The organism is Paenibacillus sp. FSL K6-2441, assembly GCF_037964765.1.
Lineage (GTDB): Bacteria > Bacillota > Bacilli > Paenibacillales > Paenibacillaceae > Fontibacillus > Fontibacillus phoenicis.
In genome coordinates this window covers 2,589,044-2,604,697 of the sequence record NZ_CP150174.1, presented here as the reverse complement: position 1 = coordinate 2,604,697, position 15,654 = coordinate 2,589,044, and the positions used below count along the sequence as shown (strand labels likewise).

Annotated in this window: 15 protein-coding genes, 1 pseudogene and 1 riboswitch; of the genes and pseudogenes, 10 read left to right on the top strand and 6 right to left on the bottom strand. The window is 55.3% G+C overall.

The window, feature by feature from the left end; all coding sequences use genetic code 11:
• Window positions 1-5: 5 nt before the first annotated feature.
• Entirely contained in the window at window positions 6-1,136 is a 1,131-nt protein-coding gene (gene gcvT, locus NSQ80_RS11825) for a glycine cleavage system aminomethyltransferase GcvT (RefSeq protein WP_260070811.1), read from the bottom strand.
• Window positions 1,137-1,346: 210 nt separating this feature from the next.
• Window positions 1,347-1,445, bottom strand: a riboswitch (glycine riboswitch).
• A gap of 245 nt (window positions 1,446-1,690) precedes the next feature.
• Here gcvT and gcvH point away from each other — a divergent pair.
• Window positions 1,691-2,086 carry a glycine cleavage system protein GcvH gene (gcvH, locus tag NSQ80_RS11820; RefSeq protein WP_009225909.1) on the top strand — a complete coding sequence of 132 codons (396 nt, stop codon included), beginning with the start codon at window positions 1,691-1,693 and terminating at the stop codon, window positions 2,084-2,086.
• Between the two features lie 104 nt (window positions 2,087-2,190).
• On the opposite strand, the gene mtnB is transcribed toward gcvH, so the two are convergent.
• The 4 genes from mtnB to proB form a co-directional block, all read right to left on the bottom strand.
• Window positions 2,191-2,865 carry a methylthioribulose 1-phosphate dehydratase gene (gene mtnB, locus NSQ80_RS11815; protein ID WP_323076691.1) on the bottom strand — a complete coding sequence of 225 codons (675 nt, stop codon included), beginning with the start codon at window positions 2,863-2,865 and terminating at the stop codon, window positions 2,191-2,193.
• 69 nt (window positions 2,866-2,934) lie between these two features.
• The gene (gene proC, locus NSQ80_RS11810) at window positions 2,935-3,795 is read right to left on the bottom strand and encodes a pyrroline-5-carboxylate reductase (protein ID WP_260070813.1); all 861 of its coding nucleotides are present in this window, start codon (window positions 3,793-3,795) and stop codon (window positions 2,935-2,937) included.
• Window positions 3,796-3,843: 48 nt separating this feature from the next.
• Entirely contained in the window at window positions 3,844-5,091 is a 1,248-nt protein-coding gene (locus tag NSQ80_RS11805) for a glutamate-5-semialdehyde dehydrogenase (protein WP_339299157.1), read from the bottom strand.
• 43 nt (window positions 5,092-5,134) lie between these two features.
• A complete protein-coding gene (gene proB, locus NSQ80_RS11800) occupies window positions 5,135-6,241 on the bottom strand; it encodes a glutamate 5-kinase (protein WP_036645869.1) in 1,107 nt (368 codons plus the stop codon).
• Between the two features lie 460 nt (window positions 6,242-6,701).
• On the opposite strand from proB, the gene NSQ80_RS11795 reads away from it, so the two are divergent.
• Window positions 6,702-7,559, top strand: a complete 858-nt coding sequence (locus tag NSQ80_RS11795; RefSeq protein ID WP_009225914.1) for a carbon-nitrogen family hydrolase — start codon at window positions 6,702-6,704, stop codon at window positions 7,557-7,559.
• Here the strand turns inward: NSQ80_RS11795 and NSQ80_RS11790 are convergent.
• Complete coding sequence (locus tag NSQ80_RS11790; protein WP_339299153.1) at window positions 7,550-8,473, bottom strand: LysR family transcriptional regulator; 924 nt, start codon at window positions 8,471-8,473, stop codon at window positions 7,550-7,552. The genes NSQ80_RS11795 and NSQ80_RS11790 overlap by 10 nt on opposite strands.
• Window positions 8,474-8,623: 150 nt before the next feature.
• Here NSQ80_RS11790 and lepB point away from each other — a divergent pair, with 150 nt between their 5' ends.
• From lepB to NSQ80_RS11750, 8 genes and pseudogenes are all read left to right on the top strand, one after another.
• The gene (lepB, locus tag NSQ80_RS11785; protein ID WP_260070815.1) at window positions 8,624-9,184 is read left to right on the top strand and encodes a signal peptidase I; all 561 of its coding nucleotides are present in this window, start codon (window positions 8,624-8,626) and stop codon (window positions 9,182-9,184) included.
• A gap of 172 nt (window positions 9,185-9,356) precedes the next feature.
• A complete protein-coding gene (locus NSQ80_RS11780) occupies window positions 9,357-10,280 on the top strand; it encodes an AEC family transporter (protein WP_009225917.1) in 924 nt (307 codons plus the stop codon).
• Between the two features lie 45 nt (window positions 10,281-10,325).
• On the top strand, window positions 10,326-10,613 hold the full coding sequence (locus NSQ80_RS11775) for a hypothetical protein (protein ID WP_323076686.1): 288 nt from the start codon (window positions 10,326-10,328) through the stop codon (window positions 10,611-10,613).
• 87 nt (window positions 10,614-10,700) lie between these two features.
• The gene (locus NSQ80_RS11770) at window positions 10,701-10,982 is read left to right on the top strand and encodes a histidine kinase (RefSeq protein ID WP_323079086.1); all 282 of its coding nucleotides are present in this window, start codon (window positions 10,701-10,703) and stop codon (window positions 10,980-10,982) included.
• Between the two features lie 43 nt (window positions 10,983-11,025).
• Window positions 11,026-11,645, top strand: a pseudogene (locus tag NSQ80_RS11765) (response regulator transcription factor).
• A gap of 178 nt (window positions 11,646-11,823) precedes the next feature.
• On the top strand, window positions 11,824-13,248 hold the full coding sequence (leuC, locus tag NSQ80_RS11760; protein ID WP_036645872.1) for a 3-isopropylmalate dehydratase large subunit: 1,425 nt from the start codon (window positions 11,824-11,826) through the stop codon (window positions 13,246-13,248).
• Between the two features lie 25 nt (window positions 13,249-13,273).
• Window positions 13,274-13,873, top strand: coding sequence for a 3-isopropylmalate dehydratase small subunit (leuD, locus tag NSQ80_RS11755; RefSeq protein WP_009225922.1), 600 nt, complete (start codon window positions 13,274-13,276; stop codon window positions 13,871-13,873).
• A gap of 233 nt (window positions 13,874-14,106) precedes the next feature.
• Window positions 14,107-15,621 carry an N-acetylmuramoyl-L-alanine amidase family protein gene (locus tag NSQ80_RS11750; RefSeq protein WP_339299149.1) on the top strand — a complete coding sequence of 505 codons (1,515 nt, stop codon included), beginning with the start codon at window positions 14,107-14,109 and terminating at the stop codon, window positions 15,619-15,621.
• The last annotated feature ends 33 nt before the right edge of the window (window positions 15,622-15,654 follow it).

Sequence of the window (15,654 nt, the reverse complement as noted above, 5' to 3'; positions counted from 1 at the left end):
TCCTTTCACCGCTTGGCGGCAGGGTTTCGGCGATAGAACGGCAGCGGGACGACCTTGGCCTTCAGCCGCTTGCCGCGGATGTCGACCTCCACAATCGTGCCGGGTTTGGTATAGCGGTTGGTGAGGATCGCCATCCCGAGGTTTTTTTTCAGGGTAGGCGATTGCGTGCCTGTCGTGACTTCTCCGATCGGTTCCTCAGAGCCTTCGGCAAACACCGGGTAATGCGTACGCGGAATCCCGCGATCGATCATCTCCAGGCCGACGAGGCGGCGAGGGATGCCTTCATCCCGTTGTTTGATCAATGCATCGCGGCCGATGAAGTCGCCTTGCTCCAGCTTCACGAATCGGTTTAAGCCCGCTTCGAGCGGGGTGATCTCAGGTCCCAATTCCTGGCCGTACAGAGGCAGGCAAGCTTCGAAGCGCAGCGTATCTCTAGCGCCCAGCCCGGCCGGGAGAAGGCCATGGCTCTCCCCGGCCTCCATCAGTATGTCCCAAAGCGCTTGCGCTTGCTCGGCTGCTACATACAACTCAAATCCGTCCTCGCCGGTATACCCGGTTCTGGACAGCAAGGCAGGTATGCCGGCAATCCGCGCTTCCCGGATAAATGTGAACGGACGCAAGGCCCCTGGATCCTCCCCTTCGCTAAGAGGGGAGAGGAGGGAGGCGGCCAGCGGCCCTTGAACGGCAAGCAACGCCGTCTCGTCGGAGGCGTTCCGCATGGTTACACCTTCAGCAGGAAGGTGCTGCTGCAGCCAGTCCCAGTCTTTTTCAATATTCGAGGCGTTGACCACCAGCATGTACTTGCCTTCATCCAGTTGATAGATCAACAGATCGTCCACCACGCCGCCATCGGGATAGCAGAGCAAGGTGTATTGGGCTTTCCCCGGCTGAAGCAGAGTCACGTCGTTGGTTGTCATGTGTTGCAAAAAGCGTTCCGACTCAGGGCCCTCCACGAAAAATTCGCCCATATGCGATACGTCAAACAGACCGGCGCGCTCGCGCACGGCTTCGTGCTCTTTCTGGATGCCGCTGAACTGCACCGGCAGCTCCCAACCGCCGAAATCGATACAGCGGACTCCTTCATAACGCGCATATCCGGGATAGAGCGGCGTACGCCGCAATGCGGATTCGGACATTGCCATCACCTCGTAAGGGCCGGATCGGCCAATTTTTGAGAACAGCAAAAAGGACAGGCCAAAGAAAACCCGCTAGCCTACCTAACGGTTCTTCCCGGCTCTGTCCCTTGTACCTGAGAGTTACCCTGTGCTAAGGCTCGAAGCTCGCGCAGGTTTCCCCTTGGGTGATTCACGTAGAGGATACCTCTACGTGAATGCTCTCCAGAGTTGCGTCCGGCAGAGGTCCTTTTGCCTGAGAGATTCACCGCTTCGCGGCTTGCTCCTTCGGCGTTACAATACGGTAATTGTAATCTCTCCCCCTGCCATCAACCGCAGCTTACACATCTCATTAATACTCAAAAACCGCCTAGATGTCAATAAAGTTATCATAATAATTTTAATTAAATTCGTTTACTGGAAAAGGCTACGCTTACATTTTGCTAGACTCTATCAAATGTGTTAATAATATTGACATGAGAGCTAGGTTTGGAATAATCTGAACGAGGGAAATACGAAGATAGATAATCCACAATGTGTAAGGTATGCTAGATCATCCGAAAGAGGAGGAGCAAGCTTTGGCTAGTGAGATCAGGGAAAACGTGTTGTACAGCGATGAGCATGAATGGGTGCTTGATTTGGGGGATGGGACGGTGAAGATCGGCATCTCCGACGTAGCCCAACATCGGCTGGGCGACATCGTGTTCGTGGAGCTGCCCGAACCGGGGCAGGAATTCGAAGCGCAGGAAGGCATCGGAACGATCGAATCCGTTAAGACGGTCGCCGATTTGTTTACGCCGGTCAGCGGGACTGTGCTGGCGGTGAACCGGGAGCTGGATACCGCGCCGGAGCTCGTGAATGAAGAGCCGTACGACGGGGGCTGGATGGTTCACATTCGTTTGAAGGAAGACGCAAACGTCGCGCTGGCGAATTTGATGGACGCGAAGGCGTATGCGGAATTTATCGAGAGATAAAGCAAGATTTCGGGCAAAGTAAGAAACTCGCGGTCAGCGTAATCGCGGAAGCCGCTGATGTTCGGTCAGCATAACTCCGCTATCGCTTGTCGCGAGTTGTTTTTTTAGGCATGATGCCCTTTGGGGGGCAACAGCAGGGAACGGTACAGCGCTTCAAACATAAACTCCAGCGCTTCCAGATGGCGCTTGGCCTTGGTGATGTTAGCCCCCCAGGCATAGATCCCGTGATTTTGCAGCAACAACGCGGGCACACTTGTATCCAGACTGCCCGGGATTTGCTTGAGGATGGCAGGGAGCTCGGCGGCGTTTGGCAGAATCGGCACTCGGATCTCCGCTTGCGTCTCCCATATCTCTAGGCTTTTGAGCAGTTCGTTTCCCTTGAGTGGGACGCCGCCATCCGCTGCGAAATAGTCGCTGAGCACATTATTGAACGTCGTATGTACGTGCGCGATCGCGCCGCAGCCGGTCATCCGGTAGATTCTCGCGTGTATCGGTGCGTCGGCGCAAGGCTTGAGCCGCGTTGGCTCACAGGGCGCGCCGGCGGCATCGACGAACAGCACGCCTGCCGGAGGGGAGGGTGCCGCTGACAGCTCCGACTTATACGTCTCGTCGGCTGTTACGGCAAACACGAACCGGTCCGGCGTATACCGGCCGACCCTCATCGACAAGCTGCCGCTGGAAGCGGGGAACCAACCGCGGGCGGCGAACTCCTCCCGCAGGCGTTGGATGGCGTCCAGCGCCGCTTGTTTTTCTTCCCATGGGATATCGACGTAGTTCATGCTGCCGTCCCCCTTTCATACTGGCCTTAAGTGCATTGCCGGCCATCGCTGCACCACACAGCTTCGCTGCTACAACAGCGCTTGTCTCACGGCTTCGCCCATTTCTTTCGAGCGTTCGGCAGCCCGGTGGACCGCAGCCTTTACGTTCGGCTGAAAGCTGCCGGCTTCCAGCACGCCGATCGCCGCTTGCGTCGAACCGTTTGGCGAGGTGATGTCCGCACGCAGCTTGGTAGGCGCTTCGCCGGTTTCCGACATCATGAGGGCAGCGCCCAGCACCGTTTGCACGGTAAGCTCGCGGGATTGCTCTGGTGTTAGCCCGCCTTCGATGCCCGCTTCAATCATCGCTTCCATCAGATAATAAACATATGCAGGTCCGCTCCCGGATACGCCCGTCAAAATTTCCATTTGTTCTTCCGGGATAACGCTAACCATTCCAACGGCTTCAAACATCGACAAGACTTGGGCGCGCTGCGCCTCGGTGGTCTCCGGAGAGAAGGAGATCCCGGTAGCTCCATGTCCGATGGAGCAGGAGGTGTTTGGCATCGTGCGAGCCACTGCGACCGGACTGCCAAGCAGGACTTGAATCGTCGCGATAGATAAGCCGGCGATCAGGGAGACGATCAACTGACCCTCGCGCAGAAGCGGTCCAAGTTCAGCCAAAGCTTCGCCGGCGTCCTTCGGCTTCATCGCCAGGACGATAATCGATGCATCCCGCAAGTAGACCCGTTTCGCGTCCTCTTCAGCCGCTGTTTGTACCTGGTAGGTTTGCGCTAAATAATCGAGCCGTTCCCGGTTCGAGCGATTCAGCATCACAATTTGATCCGCGCCAGCAACTTGCTTATGGAGCAAGCCGCGTACGATCGCTTCAGCCATCGAACCCGCTCCATAGAAACAGATGGTGGAGGCGGACAAAGTGGGTATGGTATTCATAGCATATGACCTCCGGTTTTAATGGTGGAAAAAAAGGGGGACACCCCGTTACTGCCGGATTTGTCCGTTCCCCTGGATGATATATTTACTTGAGGTGAGCGCAGTTAGGCCCATCGGTCCGCGGGCATGCAGCTTTTGGGTACTGATGCCGATCTCTGCGCCGAACCCGAACTCGAAGCCGTCGGTGAAGCGGGTAGAGGCGTTGTGGTAAACCGCCGCAGCGTCCACTTCTTGCTGGAACCGTTCGGCATTCGCGCTGTCCTGGGTAACGATGCACTCGGAGTGCTTCGTGCCAAAGCGGGCGATATGCGCCATCGCTTCGTCCAGGTTGCGAACGATTTTAACGTTGAGAATATAGTCGTTGTACTCCGTGGCATAATCTTCATCCGTCGCTGGCGCAGCCCAAGAGATTAGCTGTCTTGCAGCCTCATCGCCCCGCAGCTCGACCCCGGCTTCCTTGAAACGGTTCGCCAGCTCGAGCAAATGTTGTTCAGCGAATGCCTCATGCACCAGCAGCGTTTCCATCGAGTTGCAGACCGACGGGCGCTGAACTTTGGCATTCATAGCGATCTCCGTCGCCATCACGGGATCGGCCGAGGCATCCAAGTACGTATGGCAGATGCCGGCGCCCGTCTCAATGACCGGGACCGTGGCGTTTTGTACGACCGTTTGAATCAGAGAGCTGCCGCCGCGCGGAATCACGACGTCCAGCAATCCGTTTAGCTTTAGCATTTCGTCAACGGAGGAGCGGTTCGGATCCTCGATCAGCTGGACGGCATCGACCGGAACTTGAGTTCCCGCAAGTGCGCTGTGGATGATCTCCACGATTTTTCGGTTGGAGGACAGCGCGGAGGAGCCGCCGCGCAGCACAACGGCGTTGCCTGTCTTCAGGCATAAGCCCATCGCATCCACCGTCACGTTTGGCCGCGCTTCATAGACGATCCCGATGACGCCAAGCGGGACGCGGCGTTTGATGATATGCAGCCCGTTCGGACGGTCGATCGTCTCCAGCACGTCGCCAACCGGGTCGGGCAACTCGGCGATTTGCCGCAGTCCTTCAGCGATCCCTTCAATGCGCTCATGGGTTAATGCCAGGCGATCAAGCATGGAGGAAGACGTCCCGTTGTCGCGTCCCCGCTGCAGATCCTCTTCATTCGCCGCGAGTATCGCGTCGCTATTGCGTACCAGCTCATCGGCGACTGCCAGCAGAGCTTCGTTTTTTTGCGCCGTTGTCAAACGATTCAGGACGGACACGGCCGTTCCGGCCAGCTTCGCTTTTTCTCTCACTTCACTCATTTAGGTATACCTCCTTAAAATCCAGTGAAAAAGGATGGGGTGATTATGCTTTTAGCGAAATCCATTCGTCCCGGTGGATGACCTCCAGACGATGGACGCTGTCCAACTTCTTGAAGACCTCGGTGCTGGGGAGCCCGAGGATGTGATGGAGCTGTTCTGCATCATAATTGACGATGCCCCGTCCCAGTACCTCGCCGCCTGAGCTGACGACTTCTACGACGTCGCCGGTATGGAACTGTCCGCTGGCCTCTTTGACGCCGACCGGAAGCAGGCTTCGTCCACCGCGGATCAAAGCCTCCTCGGCACCGGCATCCACCGTCAGCGTCCCGATCGGGGTGGAGAAGAAGCCCAGCCATTGCTTCTTCCGCGGCAGCGAGGCACCATGAGCTTCGAAATAGGTGCCGTGCCCGTCGCCGCGCAAAGCGGCCAGCAGATCGCCAGGAGAGGCGACCTTTCCGACGAAGACCGGAACGCCTCCGAGCGAAGCGATTTTCGCGGCGTCGATTTTCGACCGCATGCCGCCCGTGCCGACGGATGAGCCGGCGCCGCCGGCGATGGCATAGATCTGGCCGGTGATTTCCGTGACCCGGCTGATGCGCTGGGCCTGCGGTTCCAGGCGCGGATCCTTGGTGTACAGTCCGTCCATATCGGTCAAGATCAGCAGGTGATCGGCGTGAATCAGGTTGGCGACGAGGGCGGACAACGTATCGTTGTCGCCGAATTTCAACTCATCGAGCGAGACGGTGTCGTTCTCGTTAATAATCGGCAACACGTTTCGCTTCAGCAGCTCTTCGATCGCCATGCTGGCGTTACCCGTTCGCTTGCGGTTCTGAAAATCGGACCGGGTCAGCAGCACCTGGGCCGCGGTTACTCCGTGACGGGCCAGTTCTTCGCGATAAGCTTGCATCAGCAGCGCTTGACCAACGGCAGCCGAAGCCTGCTTCTCATACAGCAGCTTGGGCCGTTCGGGGTAGCCGATTTCGCGGAACCCGGCGGCCACCGCGCCGGAGGTCACAAGCAATGGCTGGTAACCGGCCTGAATCAGCCCGGCCAATTCGGATGCGTAATACGCAACCGCCTCCCGGTTTAATCCTCCTTCCGACGATGTCAGCGAACTGCTGCCAATTTTGACGACGATGCGTCGCAGCATGGGGATCACTCCTCAAACGATGAATAAAATAAAAAAAACTTTCGCCTTTGCATGCAAAGGACGAAAGTTTTGACTTCCGCGGTACCACCTTTATTGATGAGACGAGCTCATCCAACTTCAATGCCCGGTAACAGGGGCGCTGTCCGGCTTGTTCGGCCGGCCGCTCAGGGATAGGATTCGGAAAGGGCTAGCATGTAAATTCTTTCAGCCGGTGGAATTTACTCTCTGTCTCGCCGCGTGCTTTCGTACTGGTCCCGTCAATGCGTTTTCTCAAAAAAGTCCGTTTATGGTTCTCATTTAATGTAAGCATACCACGCGTCCCCTAGCATTGCAAAGGGAAAAGCGCCGAAATGGCGTAACCATCGCTTCCTCCACTCCCATTCGCGTCCGTCTTGCGAATCCGCAGGGTCGCCATTATGATGAGACTTAGTAAATCGAAGCGTACGAAAGGCGGTGTGGGATGCCGGTGAATTTGGAGTCAAACCATGTGCAAAACCAAGCCCAAAACCAAGATCCTTCTCGTTCTAACCGATGGCGGATCGCCCTGATTCAATGCGATATCGTCTTAGGGCAACCCGAAGTGAACCGGGCCAAGCTCGAGGCGGCGATGGATCGGGCAGCTCGCGCTGCGGAGAAGCCGGACGTCATCCTGCTGCCGGAGCTGTGGAATACGGGATACGCCTTGACGGAAATTGGCCGGTTGGCCGATCCAGAGGGCCAAAACAGCCGGGCATGGCTGGCTGCCTTCGCCCGGCGTCATGGGATCCATGTCATAGGCGGCTCGATTGCCGAAAATCGCAGCGGTCAGGTCTACAATACCATGCTGGTATTTAACCGCAGCGGTGAAGAGGTGGCTGCTTACTCTAAAATTCATCTGTTTCGACTGATGGAAGAGGAGAAGTATTTGCAACCGGGGGAACGGAGCGTAACGTTTGAATTGGATGGCTTGCCGGCTGGGGCAGAGATCTGTTACGACATCCGCTTCCCGGAGCTGACCCGCAGCTTGGCGTTACGCGGAGCGAAGCTGCTGTTCGTGGCGGCGGAATGGCCGCTCCCGCGGCTCAACCACTGGCGCACGCTGCTCATCGCGCGGGCGATCGAAAACCAAATGTATGTCATCGCCTGCAACCGGACAGGGAAGGGCGGCGGCGATGAATTTTTCGGCCACTCGATGATCATCGACCCCTGGGGCGAGATTGTGGCCGAGGGCGGTGAAGCGGAGGAAATTGTCACCGGCAGCATTGACTTGACGTTGGTTGATCAAGTCCGCCGCCGTATTCCCGTCTTCGATGACCGCCGTCCGCTGGCTTACGATTGATGAAGCGTTTGGCGTTCCTCCATCGTCTTTTTAAACGTCTCAATAAAAGCCTCCGCTGCCTTGGACAGATAACGTCCTTTGCGGTAGGCGATGATCAGCGTCCGGCTTGGGGCCGGAGCGGCGAGAGGCAAATACGCCGGGATCAACTCGCTGCGTTTCGCCCGGGCGATAAACCGCGGCACCAGCGTAATGCCCATCCCGGCGGCAACCAGCGACTGCACCGTTTCGATATTGTTGCTTTCAAAGACGACGTTGGGCTCGAACCCGGCCTCCCGGCATAAGTCGGCGGTCATTTTGCGGAATCCCTGGCCTTTTTTGAGCACGATAAACGGTTCATTTTCCAGTTGCTTCATCTCAACGCCCTGCTCCAACACCCCGGGCGTTTTCGTCAGCGGATGGTCCGGGGGAACCGCCAGATCGATGATCTCTTCGCCAATCGGTTCGTAGGAGAGCGTTGGCTCCAGCAACGGCAGCGACAGGAGGCTGAGATCCGTGCCCCCTTCGGCCGTCAGTTTCTCCAGGTTCAAGGATGTATCTTCCAACAGAGTCACTTGAATGTTCGGGTAGCTCGCTTTAAACGCCGGGAGCACGTAAGGGAGCAGGTGAGAGCCGGTAATCGGCATGCTGCCGACCACAACGCGGCCTGCTCTGAGCTGAGAGATGTCGTCCATTTCCTGACGGAGCTGGGCAACGGCGTCCATGATTTTTTGCGCGTGCGCGATAAAGCTGGCGCCGGCGTAGGTTAGCTCAACAGTACTCGTATTGCGTTGGAACAGCTTCACCCCGAGCTCCTGTTCCAGCTTGGACAGCTGCTGGCTTAGTGACGGCTGGGCGATATGAAGCTTGTCGGCGGCCCGGGAGAAGTTTTTTTCCTCGGCGATTTTTAACGTGTATAGAAGTTGACGAAGTTCCATAGAAATAACCCCTTTGGTTCTTTAAGAAATAACCCTTCTTTATCTTATAAGTATAACCTATAAGTCAACTATATCATATAGATGTTTGTATTGGTATGTGACTTGCCTTTATAATAAGAGACAAACATCAAGAGTGTGGAGGTTTTTCGCTTGAAACGGAAAACATGGTGGAAAGAACTCGGCGGATGGGGCTTCTCCATCGTCCTAGGCTTTGTACTTAGCATGATTATCGGCATTTTTATCATTCAACCTTATAAAGTTGACGGTCATTCGATGGAACCAACCTTAACGGACAATCAACGCATTTACGCTTGGAAATTTACGCATGTGCTGGAGAAACTGCCGGCTTATGGCGACATCGTCATTATCGACAGCCGGGTAGACCGGAACCGTACGTTCTGGGACGACGTGAAGGAGCATCCGATCATTACCTGGCTTTCCGGCAGGGAAGAGGACGATGTTTTTTACGTCAAACGCGTGATCGGCTTGCCCGGTGACACGATTGAAGTGAAGGACGGACACGTGTTCCGCAATGGACAACAACTGGAGGAACCCTACATCAAGGAGCAGATGGATCCAAGCGCGGCGCAGGTATGGCATGTGCCGGAGAACCACGTATTTGTGATGGGGGATAACCGGAACAACAGCAACGACAGCCGCAGCATCGGGCCGGTGCCGCTTGATCATGTGATGGGGATCGATTCGTTTTAGAAGCAGAGGTAATGGAGCAATCCGAAGCCGGGAAGTTTCTCGGACGGGTTGCTCTTTTTTTATTGGGGATGAGGTATAGGTTTTGTCTATCAACTATATTGTTTTCTAGTCTTGGACGATGGCTTTATCCGGCCGTTAAAATAGGAGGCAATTCAAAGAAGGGGGTGCTGTTATGCTCCAATCGGTTGGATCGACGCTGCTAGGCGTCCTGGTGCCGCTTGCAGTTCCGGTTGCCGCCGGGGCATTGCTGGCCCGGTTTCGCGCCTGGGACACGAAGCCGCTGCTCACGTTGTATTTGTACGTGCTAAGCCCGGCTATCATCTTCGACACGTTGCGAAATGCTCATATTTCCTCGGATGAGCTGTACAGCACGATCGGCTTCGCGCTCGTTAACCTGCTGCTCATGTGGGGCATTGCCCAAGCGATCGGGAAGATCGCCCGGCTGGATCCGGCGGAGCAAGCCGGCCTGACGCTGATCTCCACCTTAACGAATAGCGCCAATTACGGACTGCCGCTCGTGCTGCTGGCCTTTGGCCAACTGGGTTTGGATAAAGCTTCCGTATACGTCATCACACAAATGATCATTGTAAATACGGCAGGAGTTTATTTCGCGGCACGTTCCCAGTTTTCTGTCCAAAACGCAGTAAAATCGGTGTTTACCCTGCCGGCGGTGTATGCGGCGGCGCTGGCCGTGTTTCTAAAATGCTTTGGGCTTCACCTGACCGCCGGGCTGGAGCAAGGTATTGCCATGGTCGCGGACGCTTATTCACCGGTGGTGCTGACGATCTTAGGCGCACAAATGATGAAGGTTGGGCGGCCGGAGGCGAAGCAGGTAAGGCCAGCCGCATTTTGGACGGGCACGGCGATCCGTTTGTTATTGGCACCGTTTGTGGCTCTTGCGGCATTAAAGCTGCTGGGCATTTCGGGCCTGCTGTTTTCCGTCCTGTTCATTCAAGCCTGTATGCCGGTTGCGGTTAATGCCGTTGTGCTGGCCGAGCGGTTTGATGCCGCTCCTGGTCTAGTGTCCAAATGTATCGTATGGACGACCCTCGCTTCCTTTTTGACGCTGCCGGCGTTGATCGTGCTCGTCCAGTAATGACCGGATCGGGCGGCATTGGGCCTGCTCCTCGTGATCACTGGAGTGAATTTGGTATGGTATCAGGATTGGGAGTTGGTATATTTCCTAATCCTCGTCGTGTTTTATGCGCTGTTCCGTTTGATTTTGCCGAAGCCGCTGTGGCCTGCACTCCTGACGCTGCTTATTACGGCGGTCCTTTTCATACACTACGGCGCTTTGAACCTAACGGGTATCATCAGCTACATCTCCCTTGCGATCCTGCTGTACTCCGTCATTCGCCGGCGCATGCTGCGTCAAGAAATGCATGAGCAAAATCTCCGCCTATATGGCAGAGCTGCGGAAGGCGTATGATGAACTGCAGGAGGCTTCCGTGACGTCCATGCGTTTTGCGGTCTTGGAGGAACGTACGCGCATCGCGAGGGACATCCATGATTCTGTATAGGTCATAGTCTCACGTCCTTGATCGTCCAGCTCCAAGCGCTGCGGTTCATGGTCCGGCAGGATACCGGACGAGCGGAGCAAACGATCGATGAGATGTTGGTCGTAGCGCGCCAGGGGCTTCAAGACATCCGCAACTCCGTCCATGCGCTGGCTGATGACGCCTCGTTCTCCGGCAAAACGGCCTTAAACGCCCTGTTGTCACGGCTGGAAGCCTCATCCGGAATTCGTTGCGTGATGCAAGACGAGCTGCCAGACGGGGATCTGGGAGACAAAGTATAGCAGGAGCCAAACCACCAGTATACGGAAGGAAAGGAGGAGCCCCATGACAGAATCATACCGGATTAAAGTGATGCTCGCCGACGATCAGAACATGATTCGTCAAGGCTTTGGCGATATTCTCAGCTTGCAGCCCGATCTGCAGTTGGTTGGTGAAGCGGGAAATGGGAACGATGCGGTCAAAATGGCTGAGGAACTGCGTCCGGATGTCATTCTGATGGATGTACAGATGCCGTTCATGGACGGTATCGAAGCGACAAAGCGGATCATGAAGCAGCAAGCAGGGGTTAAAATCGTTATTTTGACGACGTTTAAAAGACGCGGAAGCAAGCGACATGATCGAAGCGATCCGTGCCGCCTTATCGCGGGGAAGCCATCTATAAGACGAAACTCGCCTCCGGCGCCCTGCAGGAAGCGATTGCCAACGCATCGCCGTCCGCTCCTCACAACGTGCAGGCAGTAAAGCTGCTGGAACCGTTGCCCGAGCGCGAACGGGAGATTCTCCAGGAGATGGCCTACGGGCTTCGTAACGAGCAAATTGCGGCCAAGTTGTTTATTACCGAAGGAACGGTAAAATCTCATGTCCACCGGATCTTGCAGAAGTTCGGCTGCGAAGATCGGACACAGGTGGTTGTGATGGCGCTGCGGGGCGGATTGGTTCAATGACCGGACGCCTCTTTTTTGTGCCGCTTATAAGTTAAACCTATTGCATTTATAGATATTATATCTTGGAACAATTAACACGATCATGTTATATTGGATTCAACATTCAAGGCCGGAGGGAGCAGCAATCTGCACTTTTGCCTTGATCACGTGTACGAATCCTTCTGTGGGGTGATTGATCATGAGCAGCAAAAAGACAATGTACGAGAAAATTTGGGATAACCACGTCATCTATCAAGAGGAAGGCAAGCCGAGCATTCTCTATATCGATTTGCACCTCGTTCACGAGGTGACTTCACCGCAGGCGTTTGAAGGTCTGCGCCTTAGCGGACGCAAGGTGCGCCGCCCGGAATTGACCTTCGCTACGATGGACCATAACGTTCCTACCAAAGACCGTTATAACATTACCGACCCGATCTCGAAGCAGCAGATCGATACGCTGGCCAAGAATTGCCGCGATTTTGGCATCACCTTGTACGACCTCGACACGATTGACCAAGGCGTCGTGCATGTTATGGGGCCGGAGCTGGGCCTGACGCATCCGGGCAAGACGATCGTTTGCGGCGACAGCCACACCTCCACGCACGGTGCGTTTGGTGCGCTTGCTTTCGGGATTGGTACGAGTGAGGTTGAGCACGTACTGGCAACTCAATGCTTGCAGCAGGCGAAAGCGAAAACGCTGGAAGTCCGTTTTGTCGGCAAACGTAAACCAGGGGTAACTGCAAAGGATATGATCCTCGGCGTTATCGCCAAGTATGGCACGGATTTTGCTACCGGCTATGTTATCGAGTATACGGGTGAAGCGATCCGGGAGCTGTCCATGGAAGAGCGGATGACGATCTGTAACATGTCGATCGAAGCTGGAGCAAGAGCAGGCTTGATTGCCCCGGACGAAACGACGTTTAATTACCTGCGGGGCCGCGAGCATGTGCCGCAGGGTGCAGCGTTCGATCAGGCGGTGGAGGAGTGGAAGAAGCTGGCTACCGATGAAGGTGCAACTTACGACCGTGTCGTCGAATTCGACGTGGATTCGCTGATTCCGCAAGTTACCTGGGGAACGAGCCCTGGGATGGGTACGGGGATCAACGGCGTGGTGCCGAACCCGGCCGACTTCGCAAATGAGAATGAACGGAAAGCCGCTGAGAAAGCGCTGGAATACATGGGCTTAACACCAGGTACACCGATGACGGATATCGCGATCGATTATGTCTTTATCGGTTCCTGTACGAACGGCCGGATCGAAGACCTGCGTGCAGCAGCGGAAATCGCTAAAGGCTACAAGGTTTCCGACAAAGTTACGGCGATCGTCGTTCCAGGCTCGGGCCGCGTGAAGCTGCAAGCGGAGAAAGAAGGTCTCGACAAAATCTTCAAAGAAGCGGGATTCGAATGGCGTGACGCAGGTTGCAGTATGTGTCTGGCCATGAACCCTGATGTCTTGCAGCCGGGTCAACGGTGCGCTTCGACCTCCAACCGTAACTTTGAAGGACGGCAAGGGCGCGGCGGCAGAACACATCTGGTTTCTCCAGCCATGGCGGCAGCAGCGGCGATCAAGGGTCATTTCGTCGACGTGCGTGAATGGGAAATCAAGAGTGAAGTCCTGAGCTAATCGAGGGAAAAGGGGAGAATCGACGATGGAAGCATTTGTGAAACATACTGGAATCGTAGGTCCCGTGGACCGTGTTAACGTAGATACCGATGCAATTATACCTAAGCAATTTCTGAAACGGATTGAGCGTTCTGGATTTGGCCAGTTTCTGTTCTATGAATGGCGGTTTGACACAGAAGGGAACCCCAATCCGGAGTTCGAATTAAATAAACCGCGGTACGCGGGTGCGTCCATTCTGATTTCACGCGTCAACTTCGGTTGCGGCTCCTCGCGGGAGCATGCGCCGTGGGCCATTTTGGATTATGGATTCCGTTGCGTGATTGCACCGTCTTTTGCGGATATTTTCTATAACAACTGCTTTAAGAACGGTATCCTGCCGATTAAGCTGTCGGAAGAACAAGTGGAGGAGCTGTTCCAACGCACGGCAGCCCATGAGGGATATAAACTGACGGTGGATCTGGAGCAAAAAACGATCACCGACGAGTACGGCTTGAACATCAGTTTTGATCTGGATGAGCACCGCCGCCAGTTTTTGCTGCAAGGCTTGGACGATATCGGCTTGACGCTCCAGCACGAAGATTTGATTGCGGCATACGAGAAGAAGAAATTTGCGCATTTGGCTTAAACCGTCTGAACTTGGCGGGAAGCCCCGGCTGCGACATGCAGCTGGGGCTTTTTTTGTCAATCTATGAAAATATAAGTCTATCAGCCCCGTGCTTTTTCTGATATTATGGAAGTAATTAGCAACGTTTTAGGAATGTTGGCGTTTACAATGCTCGCTGGATCCCATTCTGGTGGCGTATCCGTCAATGAAATTCTTGATTCGGCAAAATACGAGGGTGGGGTAGGGATTTACGGATGAAGAAACTCGGCTTATTGATGTTTATGTTGGTTGGTTTGCTCGTGTTTCCGGGATTGGCGAACAACGCCTACGCCGCCTCGGCGGAGTCATCCGGGACACATATCGTGTTGGACGGCCAGGAGCTTGAGCAGCCTGCCGGTGCCCAAGCGGGGATCGTGAGGGGCAACGTGATGGTGCCGCTGCGCGTCGTTGCCGAAGGTTTGGGTTATCAAGTCGCTTGGGAGAAGAAGAGCGGCACGATTACGATCACGCAGGAGGGCACCGAGCTCAAGCTCACGCTGGGTCAGGACACCGCTTATGTTGACGGTCAGTTGGTCAAGCTGAGTAATGCTCCTTTTCTGCAGGGAGACTCAACGCTTGTTCCGCTACGTTTCGTTGGTGAACAGATGGGCATGAAGGTCAGCTGGGATAATGCCACGAAATCCGCTTACTTAACCAGTCCTGCGGGAGGTTCCGCCGCCGGTGTTGTTCCGGGTACAGCCAGCCAAGCCCCAGGGTCGGAGACTCCGAACTCTGTTCCGGGAGGGCAGCCAATAGCGGGGGATGACGATACATACGACCTGGGAGCTTCAACCGGGAACCAAGCTGAGAGCCCTATCGCGTTGATCCAAGGCATCAGCTTTAGCGAAAATCGTTTGATGTTTGCTGTTTCCGGCAGCGTCACCCCGAACGTATTTAAAATGAGCGGTCCCGAACGTCTCGTCATAGATATTCCCAACGCCGACTTTGCTCCGACCTTCGGGGACGTTCATCCTTTGGACTCAGGCCGGAATGGTCAATTTGCCGTCAGCGATTATCCGGACGTCTCCCAGATCCGCTATTCGCTGTTTAGCAAATCGCCGTCAACTGTTCGGATTGTAATCGATTTGAACCGGAGCGTTGAGTTTACGGTCACGAACCTCGACGATGGCCTTGTAACCGTCGACTTGACAGCAGCCGCAGGCGTACCGAATACCAGCACGGGCGGAAGCGGCCGACCGCTGGTTGTGATCGATGCGGGGCATGGCGGGAGCCAGCCTGGGGCAATCAGCGTCACCAAGAAACAGGAGAAGGAGTTTACGCTGGCTGTGGCGCTGAAAGTCGAGGCGCTGCTGCAGCAGGAAGCCGGGTTGGAGGTGATCCTGACCCGTACGACGGACGTCACCATGTCGCTCCAAGACCGGGTTAAGGTGGCCAACGATCGCGGGGCTTCGGTGTTCGTATCGATCCATGGAAACAGCATCGATCCTCCAAGCAACCCCAGCGGTTCAGAAACGTATTACACCCGGGACGAGAGCATTCCGCTCGCCAATGTCATGCACCGGCATTTGGTGAAGGCAACGGGCTTGGCGGATCGCGGCGTCAGAAAGAGCAGCCTGCATGTAACACGGGAAACGAAGATGCCGGCCGTGCTGCTTGAGGTGGGGTATCTCAGCAATAAGACCGATGCCGGATTAATGTACACGGAGGAATTTCAGCAGCGTGTTGCAGAAGGTATTGTCGCGGGTATTAAAGAATATCTGGGCTTATAATCGATAAGAGAGGCCGAAACGACAAGGAGGGGA

Excerpts from the sequence above, each read along its gene's own strand:
- NSQ80_RS11805 (WP_339299157.1), bottom strand. The coding sequence starts at position 5,091 with ATGAGTGAAGTGAGAGAAAAAGCGAAGCTGGCCGGAACGGCCGTGTCC.
- NSQ80_RS11780 (WP_009225917.1), top strand. The coding sequence starts at position 9,357 with ATGCTCCAATCGGTTGGATCGACGCTGCTAGGCGTCCTGGTGCCGCTT.
- leuC (WP_036645872.1), top strand. The coding sequence starts at position 11,824 with ATGAGCAGCAAAAAGACAATGTACGAGAAAATTTGGGATAACCACGTC.
- mtnB (WP_323076691.1), bottom strand. The coding sequence starts at position 2,865 with ATGAACTACGTCGATATCCCATGGGAAGAAAAACAAGCGGCGCTGGAC.
- leuD (WP_009225922.1), top strand. The coding sequence starts at position 13,274 with ATGGAAGCATTTGTGAAACATACTGGAATCGTAGGTCCCGTGGACCGT.
- proB (WP_036645869.1), bottom strand. The coding sequence starts at position 6,241 with ATGCTGCGACGCATCGTCGTCAAAATTGGCAGCAGTTCGCTGACATCG.
- NSQ80_RS11795 (WP_009225914.1), top strand. The coding sequence starts at position 6,702 with ATGCCGGTGAATTTGGAGTCAAACCATGTGCAAAACCAAGCCCAAAAC.
- gcvT (WP_260070811.1), bottom strand. The coding sequence starts at position 1,136 with ATGTCCGAATCCGCATTGCGGCGTACGCCGCTCTATCCCGGATATGCG.
- NSQ80_RS11750 (WP_339299149.1), top strand. The coding sequence starts at position 14,107 with ATGAAGAAACTCGGCTTATTGATGTTTATGTTGGTTGGTTTGCTCGTG.
- NSQ80_RS11790 (WP_339299153.1), bottom strand. The coding sequence starts at position 8,473 with ATGGAACTTCGTCAACTTCTATACACGTTAAAAATCGCCGAGGAAAAA.
- proC (WP_260070813.1), bottom strand. The coding sequence starts at position 3,795 with ATGAATACCATACCCACTTTGTCCGCCTCCACCATCTGTTTCTATGGA.